19 protein-coding genes are annotated in these 16,213 nt (G+C 62.7%); 8 read left to right on the top strand and 11 right to left on the bottom strand.

The window, feature by feature from the left end; translation table 11 throughout:
* Positions 1 to 27 precede the first annotated feature (27 nt).
* The 4 genes from AC3WKX_RS12485 to AC3WKX_RS12500 all read left to right on the top strand — a co-directional run bounded on the left by AC3WKX_RS12485 (position 28) and on the right by AC3WKX_RS12500 (position 5,201).
* Positions 28 to 270, top strand: a complete 243-nt coding sequence (locus AC3WKX_RS12485; protein WP_003209964.1) for an exodeoxyribonuclease VII small subunit — start codon at positions 28 to 30, stop codon at positions 268 to 270.
* Positions 267 to 1,154: a (2E,6E)-farnesyl diphosphate synthase gene (gene ispA, locus AC3WKX_RS12490; protein ID WP_003209966.1), complete on the top strand. Its 888-nt coding sequence runs from the start codon at positions 267 to 269 to the stop codon at positions 1,152 to 1,154. Before AC3WKX_RS12485 ends, ispA begins: the two co-directional genes overlap by 4 nt.
* 110 nt (positions 1,155 to 1,264) lie before the next feature.
* A complete protein-coding gene (gene dxs / locus AC3WKX_RS12495; RefSeq protein ID WP_008436502.1) occupies positions 1,265 to 3,163 on the top strand; it encodes a 1-deoxy-D-xylulose-5-phosphate synthase in 1,899 nt (632 codons plus the stop codon).
* 142 nt (positions 3,164 to 3,305) lie between these two features.
* Positions 3,306 to 5,201 (top strand): TonB-dependent receptor domain-containing protein, encoded by a 1,896-nt coding sequence (locus AC3WKX_RS12500; protein ID WP_102605736.1) that lies wholly within the window; start codon positions 3,306 to 3,308, stop codon positions 5,199 to 5,201.
* Positions 5,202 to 5,308: 107 nt separating this feature from the next.
* On the opposite strand, the gene AC3WKX_RS12505 is transcribed toward AC3WKX_RS12500, so the two are convergent.
* The 10 genes from AC3WKX_RS12505 to nrdR all read right to left on the bottom strand — a co-directional run bounded on the left by AC3WKX_RS12505 (position 5,309) and on the right by nrdR (position 12,727).
* On the bottom strand, positions 5,309 to 6,106 hold the full coding sequence (locus AC3WKX_RS12505; RefSeq protein WP_087692352.1) for a cobalamin-binding protein: 798 nt from the start codon (positions 6,104 to 6,106) through the stop codon (positions 5,309 to 5,311).
* Positions 6,106 to 6,525 carry a nuclear FMR1 interacting 1 family protein gene (locus AC3WKX_RS12510; RefSeq protein WP_008436498.1) on the bottom strand — a complete coding sequence of 140 codons (420 nt, stop codon included), beginning with the start codon at positions 6,523 to 6,525 and terminating at the stop codon, positions 6,106 to 6,108. The genes AC3WKX_RS12505 and AC3WKX_RS12510 overlap by 1 nt, the downstream gene beginning before the upstream one ends.
* A complete protein-coding gene (gene ribA, locus AC3WKX_RS12515; protein ID WP_003209983.1) occupies positions 6,522 to 7,139 on the bottom strand; it encodes a GTP cyclohydrolase II in 618 nt (205 codons plus the stop codon). The genes AC3WKX_RS12510 and ribA overlap by 4 nt, the downstream gene beginning before the upstream one ends.
* A gap of 128 nt (positions 7,140 to 7,267) precedes the next feature.
* Positions 7,268 to 8,221 (bottom strand): thiamine-phosphate kinase, encoded by a 954-nt coding sequence (gene thiL / locus AC3WKX_RS12520; RefSeq protein WP_102605737.1) that lies wholly within the window; start codon positions 8,219 to 8,221, stop codon positions 7,268 to 7,270.
* Positions 8,222 to 8,239: 18 nt separating this feature from the next.
* Positions 8,240 to 8,740, bottom strand: coding sequence for a transcription antitermination factor NusB (gene nusB, locus AC3WKX_RS12525; RefSeq protein ID WP_003209985.1), 501 nt, complete (start codon positions 8,738 to 8,740; stop codon positions 8,240 to 8,242).
* Positions 8,737 to 9,213 carry a 6,7-dimethyl-8-ribityllumazine synthase gene (ribH, locus tag AC3WKX_RS12530; protein WP_003209986.1) on the bottom strand — a complete coding sequence of 159 codons (477 nt, stop codon included), beginning with the start codon at positions 9,211 to 9,213 and terminating at the stop codon, positions 8,737 to 8,739. Before ribH ends, nusB begins: the two co-directional genes overlap by 4 nt.
* 90 nt (positions 9,214 to 9,303) lie before the next feature.
* The gene (ribBA, locus tag AC3WKX_RS12535; protein ID WP_003209987.1) at positions 9,304 to 10,395 is read right to left on the bottom strand and encodes a bifunctional 3,4-dihydroxy-2-butanone-4-phosphate synthase/GTP cyclohydrolase II; all 1,092 of its coding nucleotides are present in this window, start codon (positions 10,393 to 10,395) and stop codon (positions 9,304 to 9,306) included.
* Between the two features lie 16 nt (positions 10,396 to 10,411).
* Positions 10,412 to 11,089 (bottom strand): riboflavin synthase, encoded by a 678-nt coding sequence (locus AC3WKX_RS12540; RefSeq protein ID WP_003209988.1) that lies wholly within the window; start codon positions 11,087 to 11,089, stop codon positions 10,412 to 10,414.
* A gap of 34 nt (positions 11,090 to 11,123) precedes the next feature.
* Positions 11,124 to 12,260: a bifunctional diaminohydroxyphosphoribosylaminopyrimidine deaminase/5-amino-6-(5-phosphoribosylamino)uracil reductase RibD gene (gene ribD / locus AC3WKX_RS12545; protein ID WP_003209989.1), complete on the bottom strand. Its 1,137-nt coding sequence runs from the start codon at positions 12,258 to 12,260 to the stop codon at positions 11,124 to 11,126.
* Entirely contained in the window at positions 12,257 to 12,727 is a 471-nt protein-coding gene (gene nrdR, locus AC3WKX_RS12550; RefSeq protein WP_003209990.1) for a transcriptional regulator NrdR, read from the bottom strand. The genes ribD and nrdR overlap by 4 nt, the downstream gene beginning before the upstream one ends.
* A gap of 139 nt (positions 12,728 to 12,866) precedes the next feature.
* Here nrdR and AC3WKX_RS12555 point away from each other — a divergent pair, with 139 nt between their 5' ends.
* The 4 genes from AC3WKX_RS12555 to trxA all read left to right on the top strand — a co-directional run bounded on the left by AC3WKX_RS12555 (position 12,867) and on the right by trxA (position 15,854).
* The gene (locus AC3WKX_RS12555) at positions 12,867 to 13,325 is read left to right on the top strand and encodes a YbaY family lipoprotein (protein WP_003209991.1); all 459 of its coding nucleotides are present in this window, start codon (positions 12,867 to 12,869) and stop codon (positions 13,323 to 13,325) included.
* On the top strand, positions 13,322 to 13,975 hold the full coding sequence (locus AC3WKX_RS12560; RefSeq protein ID WP_102605738.1) for a class I SAM-dependent methyltransferase: 654 nt from the start codon (positions 13,322 to 13,324) through the stop codon (positions 13,973 to 13,975). The genes AC3WKX_RS12555 and AC3WKX_RS12560 overlap by 4 nt, the downstream gene beginning before the upstream one ends.
* A gap of 269 nt (positions 13,976 to 14,244) precedes the next feature.
* On the top strand, positions 14,245 to 14,949 hold the full coding sequence (locus tag AC3WKX_RS12565; protein ID WP_173883019.1) for an Abi family protein: 705 nt from the start codon (positions 14,245 to 14,247) through the stop codon (positions 14,947 to 14,949).
* A 32-nt stretch (positions 14,950 to 14,981) separates the two neighbouring features.
* Positions 14,982 to 15,854, top strand: coding sequence for a thioredoxin (gene trxA / locus AC3WKX_RS12570; protein ID WP_003209995.1), 873 nt, complete (start codon positions 14,982 to 14,984; stop codon positions 15,852 to 15,854).
* A gap of 3 nt (positions 15,855 to 15,857) precedes the next feature.
* Here the strand turns inward: trxA and AC3WKX_RS12575 are convergent, their stop codons facing one another.
* A complete protein-coding gene (locus AC3WKX_RS12575) occupies positions 15,858 to 16,205 on the bottom strand; it encodes a hypothetical protein (RefSeq protein WP_008436481.1) in 348 nt (115 codons plus the stop codon).
* Positions 16,206 to 16,213 lie beyond the last annotated feature (8 nt).

Below are 16,213 nucleotides of genomic sequence, written 5' to 3' on the forward strand. Positions count from 1 at the left end.
GGTTTACCGTCTACCGGAATAGCCGCCATGGCCCGCAAAAAAGTCGCACTCGATTTCGAACAATCCCTCGCCGACCTGCAAACCCTGGTCGAGCGGATGGAGAACGGCGAGTTGTCGCTGGAAGACTCGTTGACCGCATTCGAGCAAGGCATCGGCCTGACCCGCGACTGCCAGAGCGCCCTGGCGCAGGCGGAGCAGAAGGTCCAGGTGTTGCTGGAACGCGATGGGGAGTTGGCCGAAGAACCTTTCGATGCGGAACAGCCTGAATGATCGACGCTTATCAGGCCGGCAGCCAGGCCCGGGTCAATGCTGCGCTGGAACCGCTGTTTGTCGCGCCCAGCCCTGAGCTGAACCGCCTGTATGAGGCCATGCGCTACAGCGTGATGAACGGTGGCAAGCGGGTTCGCCCGTTGCTCGCCTATGCGGCCTGTGAAGCCCTCGGCGCCCAGGCGGAGGAAGCCAACGGCGCCGCCTGTGCGGTGGAGTTGATCCACGCTTACTCCCTGGTACACGACGATTTGCCGGCGATGGACGACGACGATCTGCGTCGCGGCCAACCCACTACCCATAAAGCCTTTGATGAAGCCTGCGCGATTCTCGCCGGTGACGGCCTGCAAAGCCTGGCGTTCAGCGCCCTGCTGGACCCGCGCCTGAGCAGCGTCAACGCCGAGATCCGTCTGCGCATGGTTACCGCGCTGGCGCTGGCCGCAGGGCCTGCCGGCATGGTCGGCGGCCAGGCGATTGACCTGGGCTCGGTCGGTTTGAAGCTCGATCAACAAGCCCTGGAATACATGCACCGCCACAAGACCGGCGCGCTGATCGAGGCCGCCGTGCACCTCGGCGCCCTGGCCAGTGGCCGTGCCGAAGCTGCGCAACTGGCGGCGCTGCAAACCTACGCGCGGGCCATCGGCCTGGCGTTCCAGGTGCAGGACGATATTCTCGACGTTGAAAGTGATACCGCGACCCTCGGCAAGCGCCAGGGTGCTGATATCGCACGGGACAAGCCGACTTATCCTTCGCTTCTCGGGCTGGAAGCCGCCAAGGCGTACGCCCTGGAGCTGCGGGACCAGGCCCTGGATGCCCTGCGACCTTTCGACGCGGCTGCCGAGCCACTGCGTGACCTGGCGCGGTATATCGTCGAACGTCGCCACTGACAACAGCGGCCTTTTCCACCGCATATCAGCCAAGTTCGGCGCTCTGCGTGGGCAGTTTGCGATGCTTGAGGTAAACTGCCGCCTCTTCTATACCTATAACGATTCGCCTGATGCCCACGACGTTTCAAGAGATTCCCCGCAAGCGCCCGGCCACGCCCCTGCTGGACCGTGCCAACACGCCAGCCGGCCTGCGCCGCCTGGGTGAAGCCGAGCTGGAAACCCTGGCCGATGAGTTGCGCCTGGAATTGCTCTACACGGTCGGCCAGACCGGTGGGCATTTCGGTGCCGGCCTGGGCGTCATCGAGCTGACCATTGCGCTGCATTACGTATTCGACACTCCGGACGACCGGCTGGTGTGGGACGTGGGTCATCAGGCCTATCCGCACAAGATTCTCACCGGACGCCGCGAGCGCATGGCCACACTGCGCCAGAAGGATGGCATCGCCGCCTTCCCGCGCCGCTCCGAGAGCGAGTACGACACCTTTGGCGTCGGCCACTCCAGCACCTCTATCAGTGCAGCGTTGGGCATGGCGATTGCCGCCCGCCTGCAAAACAGCGATCGCAAGGCGATTGCGGTGATCGGTGATGGCGCGTTGACCGCCGGCATGGCCTTCGAGGCGCTGAACCACGCGCCGGAAGTGGACGCCAACATGCTGGTGATCCTCAACGACAACGACATGTCGATCTCGCGCAATGTCGGTGGCCTGTCGAATTACCTGGCAAAAATCCTCTCCAGCCGCACTTACGCAAGCATGCGTGAAGGCAGCAAGAAGGTGCTCTCGCGTCTGCCCGGCGCGTGGGAAATTGCCCGTCGTACCGAAGAATATGCCAAGGGCATGCTGGTTCCCGGCACCCTGTTCGAAGAGCTGGGCTGGAACTACATCGGCCCGATCGACGGCCACGACCTGCCAACCCTGATCGCCACCCTGCGCAACATGCGTGACCTTAAAGGCCCGCAGTTCCTGCACATCGTCACCAAAAAAGGCAAAGGCTTCGCCCCGGCGGAAGTCGACCCGATTGGTTACCACGCGATCACCAAGCTTGAACCGCTGAACGCCCCGGCCGCCGCGCCGAAGAAGCCCAGCGGGCCAAAGTATTCCGGTGTGTTCGGCGAATGGCTGTGTGACATGGCCGCCGCCGACCCGCGCCTGGTGGGCATCACCCCGGCGATGAAGGAAGGTTCCGACCTGGTGGCGTTCAGCGAGCGTTTCCCGCTGCGCTATTTCGACGTGGCCATCGCCGAGCAACACGCGGTGACCTTCGCCGCGGGCATGGCCTGTGAAGGCGCCAAGCCGGTAGTCGCGATCTACTCTACGTTCCTGCAACGCGGTTATGACCAGTTGATTCATGACGTCGCGGTGCAGAACCTCGACGTGCTGTTCGCCATCGACCGTGCGGGCCTGGTGGGCGAAGACGGCCCGACCCATGCCGGCAGCTTCGACCTCTCGTACCTGCGCTGCATCCCCGGCATGCTGGTGATGACCCCGAGCGACGAGAACGAACTGCGCAAGATGCTCAGCACCGGCCACCTGTACAACGGCCCGGCGGCTGTGCGCTATCCGCGTGGGAATGGTCCGAATGCGGTGATCGAAAAGGACCTTGAGCCTATCGAAATCGGCAAGGGTATCGTCCGCCGCCAGGGCAGCGGCGTTGCCTTGCTGGTGTTCGGCGTGCAATTGGCTGAAGCCTTGAAAGTGGCCGAGAAGATCGACGCCACGGTGGTAGACATGCGTTTCGTCAAGCCACTGGACGAGGCCTTGGTGCGCGAGATCGCCGGCAGCCATGAGCTGCTGGTGACCATCGAAGAAAACGCCATCATGGGCGGCGCCGGTGCGGCAGTCAGTGAGTTCCTGGCACGGGAGAATATCCTCAAGTCGGTGCTGCACCTGGGCTTGCCGGATGTGTATGTCGAGCATGCCAAGCCGGCGCAGATGCTGGCCGAGTGCGGGCTGGATGAATCCGGGATTGAAGCTTCGGTTCGTCAGCGCATGGCCCTGCTGGGCCTGTAGAAACGCGATTAAAAATGTGGGAGCGGGCTTGCTCGCGAAAGCGCTGGGTCAGTCGACAGATGCACTGACTGACACTGCGCCTTCGCGAGCAAGCCCGCTCCCACATTTGTTTTATGCCAACTTCAAATGCTACGGACAGCCCATGAACCGCCTTCGCCTTGCCCTGCCCCTTCTGTTATTGCCAACCGCCGACCTGCTCGCCGACAGTTTCGAACGCGACCAAGCCCTCAAGCTGCCCGACGTGGTGATCAGCGCCAACCGCCAGGTCCAGGCGCGCAACGACAGCAGCGCCGCCAACACCGTCTTCACCCGCGACGACATCGACCGCCTGCAACCCACCAGCGTGACCGACTTGCTCAGCCGCGTGCCCGGCGTGCAGGTTTCACAGGCCGGTGGCCGTGGCAGCCTGGCAAGCGTCTACATTCGTGGCACCAAGTCGGCCCAGAGCCTGGTGCTGGTCGACGGCCAGCGCATCGGCAACTCGACTTCCGGCGACAGCAACCTGCAGCACCTGAACATCCAGCAGATCGAACGCGTGGAAGTCCTGCGTGGTTCGCGCTCGGTGATCTACGGCAGCGATGCGATTGGCGGGGTGATCCAGATTTTCACCCGGCGTGGTAACGAGTCCGGCCTGCAACCCCGCCTGCATGTGGGATTTGGCAGCAACCAGACGTGGGAACGCAGCCTGGGCTTGTCCGGCGGCGATGCGCAAACTCGCTTCAACCTCGGCGCCAGCCTGGATGACACGGCCGGAATCAATCGCACGTACGACTCCTATCCCAGCGACCGTGACCATGACGCCTATCGCAACCAGGCCATCAGTTTCAGCCTGAGCCATGCCTTCAACGATGACCTCGAAGCGGGTGTGAACGTGCTGGATAACCGCGGCAAAAGCGAATTCGACAACCCGTTCGGTCGCTTCGATTCGACCACCTTCCAAAGCTTCCAGCAAAAGCCCTACACCCACTTCACCGTGAGCAGTGTCAGCACCTATGTTGACGCGCGTATCAATGACACGTGGAAGTCCCGGCTGGAAGCGGGCCACAGCGAAAACCGCGAAGAAACCCAGGACAAGCTCAGCACCGAACGCAGCGTGTTCAACACTTACCGCAACTCACTGAACTGGCAGAACGACCTGACCCTCAATGAGCAGAACAGCCTGATACTGGGCGGCGACTGGTACGAGGACCAGGTCAACAGCAGCACAGCGTTCGCCGAAGACAGTCGCTGGAATCGAGCGGCGTTTATCCAGCACCGTTTTCAAGCCCAGTCCTTTTCCACTGAACTGGGCCTGCGTCGCGACGATAACCAACAGTTCGGCGGCCACAACAGTTGGAGCGGCACCTTCACCCTGCCGCTGAACCCGGACAATGATCTGTTGCTGAGCTACAGCGAAGGCTTCCGCGCGCCTACGTTCAACGACCTCTACTACCCGGACGAATTCGGCTTCAAAAACAGTAACCCGAACCTCAAGCCCGAGACATCGAAAAGCTACGAAGTGCAGTGGCGCAGCCAGCTCAGCGACAGCAGCCGACTGGAAGCCTCGCTGTACCGCACCGATATTCAGGACGCGATCGTGTTTGCCAGCAACGGCCCGCAAAACGTCAGCGCCGCACGCATCAACGGCTTCGAGGCGGCGCTCAAGCAAGAACTGTTCGGCTGGCAAAGCAGCCTCGCCGTTGCATTGATCGACCCACGCGACCGCGACACCGGGCGCACACTGGCACGTCGAGCCCGGCGCACCCTGAGCCTGGACCTGGATCGCCAATTCGATCAATTCGGCGTCGGCGCCAGCTGGCAAGCGGTCAGCAGCAGCTACGACGATGCGGCGAACCAGCAACGCCTGGGCGGGTATGGCTTGCTCGGGCTACGGGGCAGTTGGGCGGTGAACCATGAAGTCACGCTGGAAATGAAGCTCGATAACCTGCTGAACAAGGACTACAGCCGGGCGCTGTATCAGTATCAAGGCCAGCAATATGGCTATCGGGAAGAAGGCCGGGCACTGATGGTCGGGGTGACCTGGACGCCGGAACTCTAAGTCGCCTGCACCGGCCTCATCGCGGGCAAGCCCGGCTCCCACAGGGGACCGTGCTTATCCAGACGACTCGGTCAAATGTGGGAGCTGGCGTGCCTGCGATAGCGGTCTCACAGCCCCGGAGCAAGAACCTGACACAACCGCGCCACCGCCTGCAGCATCTGCCCGCTGGGCCGTTCCAGGCCCTTGTCAGGCACCACCAGCAAACGCCCGCCAGCCACCGCCGCCACCTGGGGCCAGGCTTTCCAGGCATCCAGCTGCGCTTGATCGCCCGCCAGAATCACCTCGGGATTACGCTGCAACACCGACTCAATGCTGACCTGCGGTGCCGGTAATTTCAGGTCATCGAACACATTGCGCGCGCCGCACACACTCAGCGCATCGCTGATGATCTGCCCGCCACCCACGGTGTACAGCGGCTGGTTCCACACCTGATAAAACACCCGCAACGGCTCGGCCCGGTGATAGCGTGAGCGCAACTCGGCCAAGCGCTGACGCAACTGCGCGGCCAATTGCCGGCCGGCGTCATCCCGCCCGAGTTGCCGGGCAATGGTTTCGACCTGTGAGGTGAGTTGTTCGAGGCTGTGGGGTTCGGCGACAAATACCGGGATGTTCAGGCGTTGCAGCTGTTCACGCTGGCCCGGGCCGACGCTGCCGGGCCAAAGCAGGATCAGGTCGGGCTTGAGGCTGAGCAGCCGCTCCATGTCCAACTGCCCGTAGTTGCCCACAGACGGCACGTTCGCCAACGCCTGTGGCCGCTCGCCGCCATCCAGCACGCCCACCAGCAAATCGGCGGCGCCCAGTTCAACGACGATTTCAGACAAGGAAGGCGCAAGGCTGACCACCCGCTCGACCGCCGCAGCCTGGGCCGCGACAACCAGCAGCCACACCGCCAGCCAGACGCGCATCAACCCAACTGGCGCGGGATGCGGTAGAGGTAGAACAGCACCAGGGTCGACAGTGCCAACAGAAACAGCGGCACCGCTTCCAGCCCGACAAACACCGCCAGCGCGCCGACCCAGGCCGGCAGTGCAGCCACCAGCAACGCCACACGACGGCGGGCCGCGAGGGTGATCCAGGCAGCCGGTTCTTCAGGGGTATCGAGGGCTTTGCCGGTGGCGATCAGCGCGTGTTTATAGCCGTGAAAGTAACGCAGGCTGACAAACATCGAGGCTACGCCGGCGATAAAAAACGGCATCGCCAGCACCGGCAGCAGAGGCTCGGCCTTGCCAAACACGAGGTTGATCACAAACAACGGCGCCAGCGCCAACGCCAGGTATTGCCACCAGTTAAACGACAGCCGCCGCTTGACCTGGCCGCGCGTCACGCCCGATCGGCCTCGCCCTGGTGCTCGTTGCCCATCATGTGGTCGAGCTTGCTGGCCTTGGTGGCCAGGTAGAGCTTGTTGTGCGGGTTGTGGCCGGTGTGCAGCGGCACGCGCTCGGCGACGGTGATGCCCATGTCGGTCAAGGCTTTGACCTTGCGCGGGTTGTTGGTCATCAGGCGCAGGGATTTGACGCCCAGGTGCTGGAGCATCGGCAGGCAGATCCCATAGTCGCGCTGGTCAGCGGCAAAACCGAGGCGCTCGTTGGCTTCCACAGTGTCGGCGCCGCCATCTTGCAGCTCATAGGCGCGGATCTTGTTCAGCAGGCCAATGCCACGGCCTTCCTGACGCAGGTACAGCAACACGCCACGGCCTTCGCGGGCGATGGCCTGCAGGGCGGCTTCCAGTTGTGAGCCGCAGTCACAGCGCTGGCTGAACAGCGCATCGCCGGTCAGGCACTCGGAGTGCACGCGACCGAGGACCGGGGCACCGTCCGCCACGTCACCGAGGCTGAGAACAACGTGTTCGCGCCCGGTGGCTTCTTCGAGAAAGCCATTCATGGTGAACGTGGCAAAAGGGGTTGGCAGCTTGGAAGCGGCGACGAAAACGACGGGCACCTTGTGCTCCTGATTTCAGATTTCACAGGGGAGGGATTGTAACAGTAGGTTCCTACAGACGCTTAAGCTGAATTATCGCTGATAAAGATCAATAGGTTCGATTGGCCTTCAGCTTGGTTCTATGCCTTTCAGAAATGTTGATAGCCACGAATGGCCGGCGTGACGTCCTGGCCAGACGCATCCAGCAGGGTAACGCCCTGCCCCGCCTCGACCCGGCCGATTACATGGACCGGTACACCGGCGGCCAACAGCGGCGCCAGTTCGGCGGGCGGCAAGGTGAACGCCAGTACGTAGTCGTCCCCCCCGCTCAACGCGGCCACCCGGGCATCCGCCTCACCGACGAACGCCAGCAAGGCGGCGGACAACGGCAGTTTTTGCTGCTCGATCAACAAGCTGACAGCCGACGCCTTGGCGATATGCCCGCAATCAGCTAAAAGGCCGTCGGAAATATCCATGGCAGACGTGGCCTTGCCCCGCAACGCCAAGCCCAGCGCCAACTGCGGTTGCGGCGACCAGTAATGGGCCAGCAGTGGCTCGACGATAGCCGCCTCCGCCGTGCGCTGCCCCAGCACCAGCGGCAAGGCGCCCGCTGCGTTACCCAGCTCACCGCCCACACACAGCAAGTCGCCAGGCCGCGCGCCGCTGCGGGTCAAGGCCTGGCCCGCCGGCACCCGGCCAAACACGGTCATGGTCAGGCTCAGCGGCCCACGGGTGGTGTCGCCACCTACCAGAACCACGCCACAACCCTGCGCCATGGCGTTCAAGCCCTGGGCATAGCGTTGCAGCCAATCGGCATCAACCGTCGGGGTGGTGAGGGCAAGGGTAAACGCGAGGGGATTGGCGCCCATGGCCGCCAGATCGCTGACTGCCACGGCCAGCGAGCGCTGGCCGAGCAGAAACGGATCGCAGGGGTCGGCAAAATGCACGCCGGCCACCAGGGTATCGGTAGAAATCGCCAGCTGTTCCCCGGGAGGAACAGCCAGCAAGGCGCAGTCGTCGCCAATCCCCAGTGCAATGCCTTCGCCGCCCTGCGCACAGGGCGCGGCGGCGAAGTAGTTGCGGATCAGCTCAAACTCGCCCATTGCGTCAGCAAGCGCCAGTTAGCGCTTGTACGCCTTCACTTCGGCTTCACGCAGGCGCGGGGCCAGCTTGTCGAGCACGCCGTTGACGAACTTGTGACCGTCGGTGGAACCGTAGACTTTCGCCAGTTCGATCCCTTCGTTGATCACAACGCGGTAAGGCACGTCGACGCGCTTGAGCAGTTCCCAGGTGGACAGGCGCAGTACGGCCAGTTCAACCGGGTCCAGCTCTTCGATCGCCAGGTCCAGGCACGGCGTCAGTGCAGCGTCGATCTCCGCCAAGTTGGCCGGAACACCGTGCAGGATGTCGTGGAAGTAGCTGGCATCGGCCGCGCTGAAATCGTTGTCGACGCGAAACTGCGCCTCGATTTCGTTCAGCGAGGTTTTCGCCATGTGGCGCTGGTACAAAGCCTGGGTCGCGAGCTGGCGGGCCGAACGACGCTTTTCGCTTTTCGATGGCTTGCCGGCGTCTGCCGGGCGCGGGTCCTGGGGGTTGAACTGATCGCTGTCGTCGCTAATCACTTGGCCTCCAACTGCGCCAGCAGGCTGACCATTTCCAGGGCGGACAGGGCAGCTTCAGCACCTTTGTTGCCGGCCTTGGTGCCGGAACGCTCGATGGCTTGTTCGATGGAATCAACGGTCAGCACGCCAAAGGCGACCGGCACGCCGAACTCCATGGACACCTGGGCCAGGCCCTTGGTGCATTCGCCAGCCACGTATTCGAAGTGCGGAGTGCCGCCACGAATGACCGCGCCCAGGGCGATGATCGCCGCGTATTCACCCTGCTGTGCAACTTTCTGCGCAACCAGTGGAATTTCGAAGGCGCCAGGAGCGCGGATGATAGTGATGTCGCTTTCGCTCACACCGTGGCGAACCAGGGCATCCACGGCACCGCTTACCAGGCTTTCAACCACGAAGCTGTTGAAGCGGCCAACCACCAGGGCATAGCGGCCTTTGGGGGCGATGAAGGTACCTTCGATGGTCTTCAGGGTCATTCGACAAATCTCTTAAAGAGCCGGGACGCGCTTAGTGCGCGCCCCTCAGTGATATTTGAACCGCGAACAAGGGGCAAACAACGCCGGCCTTTATTCGGAGGGCACGTATTCTACTACTTCCAGGTCGAAACCGGATATGGCATTAAATTTCATTGGCGCACTCATCAGGCGCATTTTGCGCACGCCCAGGTCCCGCAGGATCTGCGAACCGGCCCCGACGATGCTGTAGGTGGTCGGTTTTTTCACCGGCGCGTGGTCGGCGGTTTCGCGGATATGCGCCAGCAGCACGTCGCCATCCAGCGGATGGCCCAGCAGCAATACAACACCGCTGCCGGCCTCGGACACCGCGGACATCGCGGCCCGCAGGCTCCAGCGCCCCGGTTGCTTGACCATCAGCAGGTCGCGCAGCGGGTCCATGTTGTGCACCCGCACCAGGGTTGGCTCTTCAGCGCAGATGGTGCCCAGGGTCAGGGCCATGTGCACGTCGCCTTCCACGGAATCACGATAGGTCACCAGGTTGAACTGGCCCAGTTCGCTGTCCAGCGGCTGCTCGGCAATCCGCTGAACGGTACGTTCGTGGATCATCCGGTAGTGGATCAGGTCGGCAATGGTGCCGATCTTGATGTTGTGCAGCGCGGCAAATTCTTCCAGCTCGGCGCGACGGGACATGGTGCCGTCGTCGTTCATCACTTCGCAGATCACACCGCTCGGCTCGAAACCGGCCATGCGCGCCAGGTCGCAGGCCGCTTCGGTGTGGCCGGCGCGAGCCAGGGTGCCACCCGGTTGGGCCATCAGCGGAAAGATGTGGCCCGGGCTGACGATATCTTCGGCCTTGGCGTCTTTCGCGGCAGCGGCTTGTACGGTGCGGGCGCGGTCAGCAGCGGAGATACCGGTGGTGACACCGGTAGTGGCTTCGATGGACACGGTGAACTTGGTGCCAAACCCGGAACCATTGCGCGGCGCCATCAACGGCAGCTTCAACAACTCGCAGCGCTCGCGGCTCATCGGCATGCAGATCAGGCCACGGGCGTGCTTGGCCATGAAGTTGATGTGTTCCGGCTGGCAGCACTCGGCGGCCATGATCAGGTCGCCTTCGTTCTCGCGGTCTTCGTCATCCATGAGGATGACCATCTTGCCTTGGCGGATGTCTTCAACCAGTTCTTCGATGCTGTTGAGCGCCACGCGGCACCCCCTTGGGTCAGGATTTAAGGTAGCCGTTAGCGGCTAAAAAACTTTCAGTGATGTTCCCGGCGGGCCCTTGAAGAGAGTCAGACTCTGCGGCCTTATCGCCCAACAACAGGCGCTCCAGGTAACGGGCAAGCAAGTCCACTTCCAGGTTCACCCGGCGACCCGGCTGGTACGACGCCATGATGGTTTCGCTCAGGGTGTGGGGAATGATGGTCAGTTCAAATTCGGCGCCATTCACGGCGTTCACCGTCAGGCTCGTGCCGTCGACGGTGATCGAGCCTTTGTGGGCGATGTACTTGGCCAGCTCTTTCGGTGCGCGAATGCGAAATTCCACGGCACGCGCGTTTTCGCTGCGGGCAACCACTTCGCCGACACCGTCGACGTGGCCGCTGACCAGGTGCCCACCGAGGCGGGTGGTCGGGGTCAGGGCTTTTTCCAGGTTCACCGGGCTGCCGCTCTTGAGGTCGTTCATCGCGGTGCAGTCCAGGGTTTCCCGGCTGACATCGGCGGCAAAGCCGTTGCCAGGCAACTCGATGACGGTCAGGCATACACCGCTGACGGCGATGCTGTCGCCCAGTTTGACGTCGCTCAGGTCGAGCTTGCCGGTTTCAACCAGCAGGCGTACATCGCCGCCTTTTGGGGTCATTGCACGGATGCTGCCGATGGATTCGATAATGCCGGTGAACATGCCGTTCTCCTGAAGACGTGGCGCAGGCCGGGAATTATACGCTCGCTGATGGCAGAGGGATGGCAGTGACTCTCCAGTCATCGCCAACAGCGCGCATTTCAGTGATCTTGAGTTGGGGGGCGTCGGCCAGTTTCTCAAGCGGCCAGTCCAGCAAAGGCCGGGCGGCAGAGCCAAGAAACTTGCCGGCGACGAATATCACGTACTCGTCCACCAGCCCTTGCTGGGCGAAGGCACCCGCCAGGCTTGGGCCGGCTTCCACCAACACTTCGTTGACACCACGGGCCGCCAGGGCCACCAGCGCGGAACGCAGGTCGACCTGGCCGTCGACACCCGGCACCACCAGGCACTCGGGGCCTGTGGGGTACTGGTTGTCCGGCGTCACGCAGGTGATGACCAGCGCGGGGCCAGCCTTGAAGAACGGCGCATTCAGCGGCACCCGCAGGCGGCCGTCGATCAGCACACGCAGCGGCGGACGGGACATCGCCAGGGCGGTGGTTTCTTCATCCAGGCCCAGTTCGGCGGCGCGCACGGTCAGGCGAGCACCATCGGCCAGCACCGTGTCGGCGCCGGTCAGCACCACACTGGCCTGGGCACGCAGGCGCTGCACAGCGGCACGGGCGGCCGGGCCGGTGATCCATTGGCTTTCGCCGTTCGCCATCGCGGTGCGACCGTCCAGGCTCATGGCCAACTTGACCCGCACAAACGGCAGGCCATGCTCCATGCGCTTGAGAAAGCCCGGGTTAAGCGCCCGCGCTTCGTTTTCCAGCAAGCCGCTGTGGGTCTCGATCCCGGCCTGGGCCAGGCGGCGCATGCCACGCCCGGCGACTTCCGGATTCGGGTCCTGCATCGCTGCCACCACACGGGCCAGGCCGGCATTCACCAAGGCATCGGCGCAGGGCGGTGTGTGCCCGTGGTGGCTGCACGGTTCAAGGGTCACGTAGGCCGTGGCGCCCCGGGCTTTGTCGCCCGCTGCCCGCAGGGCATGGACTTCCGCATGAGGTTCGCCGGTGCGCACGTGCCAGCCTTCGCCGACAACCTGCCCGTCACGCACGATCACGCAGCCAACCCGGGGGTTGGGGTGGGTGGTGTACAGGCCCTTGCGCGCCAGTTCCAGGGCACGGGCCATGTAATGGGCGTCGAGTACCGCTTGTTCTGCCGAAGGTGGGTTCATTCTTTTACCGGCTCACGGGCCAGGCGGTCGATCTCTTCGCGGAACTCGTTGAGGTCCTGGAAGCGTCGATACACCGAGGCGAAACGGATATAGGCGACTTCGTCGAGCTTTTGCAGCTCGCCCATCACCAGTTCTCCAACCACCAGGGATTTGACTTCGCGCTCGCCGGTGGCGCGCAGCTTGTGCTTGATGTGCACCAGCGCCGCTTCCAGCCGCTCGACACTCACCGGGCGTTTTTCCAGGGCGCGCTGCATTCCGGCGCGCAGTTTTTCTTCGTCGAAAGGCTGGCGACTGCCGTCGGTCTTGATCAGACGTGGCAATACCAGTTCGGCGGTTTCGAAGGTGGTGAAACGTTCACCGCAGCCAGAGGCCAGGCATTCACGCCGGCGACGCACCTGTTCGCCCTCGGCGACCAGACGCGAGTCAATGACCTTGGTGTCGTTGGCACCGCAGAAGGGACAGTGCATGGTGGCAGGCAACAAAAAATGGGAGGGCCATGGTAGCGCATCCCTGTGGCAAGACAAGCCATAGCCTTTACGGTATATAGGCTGACTATTATGTTTCATATTTTTTAAGCCACGGATTTTGTCCTTTCTGGAGCCGTACATGCAGTTACGACCACTTGTTTTGCTCACGTTGCTCGGTTTTCTGGTCGCCTGCAGCAGCCATGCCCCAAAACCTGCGGCGCCGGCTCCGGCACCGCAACAAGAGAAAAAACTGCCGGGTGTGGAAGAAGATCTCGGCCCGTTGCCCGCCTACCAGCGTGAAGTCAGCGGCCAATTGAACGGTATACCGGCGGGTGCGGAAGTCGAACTGGCGCTGCTGGTGATCGACGACCGTTCGCGCCCGCAACAACTGCTGGCAAGCAGCGTGCTGATCGGCAACAACAAGCCCCTGGCCTTCCGCCTGCGCTTCAACCCGCAAGCGTTCCCGGCGGGCGGGCGCGTTGAATTGCGTGGTCGCGCCAGCCAGTCCGGCCAGTTGATCCTGCACCTGCCGCCGGTGCGCATCACCCAGGCGATCACCCAGACCACCGGGCCGCTGCAACTCGTTCCCGCACCATGACGCCACCGCTGGACCTGCAACGCGCACTGAGCGAACTGATCGGCGACGCCCAACTGGTGCCCTGCCCGCTGCCGGGCACCGAGTTGTCGCTGTGGTTACTGGACGCCGACAACATGGACCGCGCCTTCAGCCCCGAAGAAACCCGGCGCATCCTGCATGAGCCGCCGTACTGGAGCTTTTGCTGGGCCAGTGGCCTGGCGCTGGCGCGATACCTGGCGGCCAACCCCGAGTGGGTCGCGGGTAAGCGGGTGCTGGATTTCGGCGCAGGTTCGGGTGTTGCCGGGATTGCCGCGGTAAAGGCCGGAGCGCTGGAAGTGGTGGCGTGCGACCTGGATCCGCTGGCCCTGGCTGCCTGCCGGGCGAATGCCGAACTCAACGGCGTAACACTGGGCTATTCAGAAGACTTCTTCACCGAAGCCGACCGGTTTGACCTGATCCTGGTCGCCGATGTGCTGTACGACCGGGCGAACCTGCCGCTGCTGGATCAATTCCTGACACGCGGCCGCGAAGCGCTGGTCGCCGATTCCCGGGTTCGGGACTTCCAGCACCCGGATTATCAGCGCCTGGGTATCCTCGACGCCCTGACACTGCCCGACCTGGCCGAGCCGTGGGAGTTTCGCAAGGTGAGCCTGTACCATTCGCAGCGATAGTCGCGCCTATCAAACCCGCAAATCTCCAGTAACAGATGGGCTAAGACAGTCTTCAGCGTAGCGTGGAAAATGGCCGCCTCTCGCACGCTACCTGGACGACCAAACGGTATGCCAAACCCCCGATTTGCATCCGTCGCCTCTTGCTCAAAAAGCTTGCAAACGTTACCGCTACTGCCTAATCTTTGCCGCAATACACCCGCCATGCCTCTGGTCGCGCAAGTGACTAAGCACAAATTGTGCGGGTTTTTTATGCCTGGCGTTTTTTGGGCATGAGAACGTTCGACAAACCTGCCATTGATGTCCCCTCCCAGATAGAACTGCTCAAACAACGTGGCTTGCTCATTCAAGATGAAGCTCGTGCGCAGTGTTTCTTGCAGTCCGTCAGTTTTTTCCGATTGAGCCCCTACATGCGCCCTTTTCAGCAATCGGGGGATGTCGATCATCGATTTCGCGATGGCACAGGTTTTCGTCAGTTAACTCGACTCTACGACTTTGACCGCAGGCTTCGATTGTTGAGCATGGATGCCATTGAACGCGTGGAAATAGCGACCCGCTCGATGATCAGTAACCATATGGGGCCCAACTATGGCAGCCATTGGTATACCGATATCGGAATGTTTCAACAGGCATTTGACCACCAACGCCTACTCGCAACATTGCAGTCCAAGCAATGTGCCGCTATCCGAGACTATGAGCGCGAATGCCTGCGAATAGATCGGTTGCAAGCCGAAAGCGGTCGCAAAGCCCATCTCAAACGCCAGAGAGCAAAAGAGAGTTACGCCCGACACTACCCCACCACCTACGACCAACCACCACTCATGCCCGGCTGGGCAATGCTGGAAGAACTCACACTCGGCGACCTGTCCCACTCAAAGCGATGGGTTTTCCTCAAGACTGGTACCAGGACCCTTTCTGGCATCCTGTACGCGCTTAATCGCGGCATAGCTTCCGGTCGCCTCCTCCAGTCTTTATAGTTGCCCCATTCCTGCTTTCTTCGAGATTCCCCATGAGTGAGCCCACGCCGTACATCTTCGATGCCACCACCGCCACCTTCGATCAGGCGGTGATCCAGAACTCCTTCGAAAAGCCCGTGCTGGTGGATTTCTGGGCCGAGTGGTGCGCGCCGTGCAAGGCGTTGATGCCGATGCTCGCGCAGATTGCCGAGAGTTATCAGGGTGAGTTGCTGCTGGCCAAGGTCGATTGCGATGCCGAGCCGGACGTGGTCTCGCGCTTTGGCATTCGCAGCCTGCCGACCGTGGTGCTGTTCAAGGATGGCCAGCCAGTGGATGGGTTTGCCGGTGCGCAGCCTGAATCCGCCGTGCGCGCGATGCTGGAGCCCCATGTGCAGATGCCACCACCGGCGGCTGCCGATCCACTGGAGCAGGCCCAGGCGCTGTTTGCCGAAGGCCGTATCACCGACGCCGAGGCCGTGCTGGTCACCCTGCTTGGCGAAGACAACACCAACGCCGCCGCGCTGATCCTGTACGCACGCTGCCTGGCCGAGCGCGGTGAACTGGGCGAAGCGCAAACCGTGCTCGACGCCGTCAAGAGCGATGATCACAAGGCCGCACTGGCCGGCGCCAAGGCGCAGATCACTTTCCTGCGCCAGGCCGCCGACCTGCCGGACGCCGCAGACCTGAAAGCCCGCCTGGCGCAAAACCCGCAGGATGACGAGGCGGTGTACCAACTGGCCGTGCAACAACTGGCGCGCCAGCAATACGACGCCGCGCTGGATGGCTTGCTCAAGCTGTTCATCCGCAACCGCAGCTACAGCGAAGGCCTGCCCCACAAGACGCTGCTGCAGGTGTTCGAACTGCTCGGCAACGATCACCCGCTTGTCACGGTGTACCGCCGCAAGCTGTTCGCCGCGCTGTATTAAGCCTTACTCGATCCAACTGTACAGCGGCGTATCCCCGCCGCTGGCTACCTTGACCTTGGCGCTATGGCGCAGGCGCACCAGCAGGCGCTTGCCCGCCGAGGCGCTGCCGGCCAGGCCTTCCAACTGATCAAGCAATTCCAGGCCGTTGAGTTGCCCGGCCTTGCGCAGTAAATCCTGGGCGGCCTGCCACAGGCTCTCGTCCAGGTTACCCGCCGCCGGCGTCACTACCGGTTCCACACTCGGGGTTTTGCTGGCCTGCAACTGCGCGCCCAGCCGGGCCCAGTCGCCGTCATCCAGCTCCAGGGTCAAGTCCACCGGCAGGTCACCGACGGTTCCACGAATTCTCAACATCGCACTTA

The sequence above is a fragment of the Pseudomonas sp. GP01-A4 genome (assembly GCF_058780865.1).

Bases quoted from the DNA above. Each gene is read 5' to 3' on its own strand.
- ispA (WP_003209966.1), top strand. From the start codon at position 267: ATGATCGACGCTTATCAGGCCGGCAGCCAGGCCCGGGTCAATGCTGCG.
- trxA (WP_003209995.1), top strand. From the start codon at position 14,982: ATGAGTGAGCCCACGCCGTACATCTTCGATGCCACCACCGCCACCTTC.
- AC3WKX_RS12540 (WP_003209988.1), bottom strand. From the start codon at position 11,089: ATGTTCACCGGCATTATCGAATCCATCGGCAGCATCCGTGCAATGACC.
- AC3WKX_RS12485 (WP_003209964.1), top strand. From the start codon at position 28: ATGGCCCGCAAAAAAGTCGCACTCGATTTCGAACAATCCCTCGCCGAC.
- AC3WKX_RS12565 (WP_173883019.1), top strand. From the start codon at position 14,245: ATGAGAACGTTCGACAAACCTGCCATTGATGTCCCCTCCCAGATAGAA.
- AC3WKX_RS12560 (WP_102605738.1), top strand. From the start codon at position 13,322: ATGACGCCACCGCTGGACCTGCAACGCGCACTGAGCGAACTGATCGGC.
- ribD (WP_003209989.1), bottom strand. From the start codon at position 12,260: ATGAACCCACCTTCGGCAGAACAAGCGGTACTCGACGCCCATTACATG.
- AC3WKX_RS12555 (WP_003209991.1), top strand. From the start codon at position 12,867: ATGCAGTTACGACCACTTGTTTTGCTCACGTTGCTCGGTTTTCTGGTC.
- ribH (WP_003209986.1), bottom strand. From the start codon at position 9,213: ATGACCCTGAAGACCATCGAAGGTACCTTCATCGCCCCCAAAGGCCGC.
- AC3WKX_RS12505 (WP_087692352.1), bottom strand. From the start codon at position 6,106: ATGCGCGTCTGGCTGGCGGTGTGGCTGCTGGTTGTCGCGGCCCAGGCT.
- thiL (WP_102605737.1), bottom strand. From the start codon at position 8,221: ATGGGCGAGTTTGAGCTGATCCGCAACTACTTCGCCGCCGCGCCCTGT.
- AC3WKX_RS12500 (WP_102605736.1), top strand. From the start codon at position 3,306: ATGAACCGCCTTCGCCTTGCCCTGCCCCTTCTGTTATTGCCAACCGCC.
- nrdR (WP_003209990.1), bottom strand. From the start codon at position 12,727: ATGCACTGTCCCTTCTGCGGTGCCAACGACACCAAGGTCATTGACTCG.
- AC3WKX_RS12575 (WP_008436481.1), bottom strand. From the start codon at position 16,205: ATGTTGAGAATTCGTGGAACCGTCGGTGACCTGCCGGTGGACTTGACC.
- dxs (WP_008436502.1), top strand. From the start codon at position 1,265: ATGCCCACGACGTTTCAAGAGATTCCCCGCAAGCGCCCGGCCACGCCC.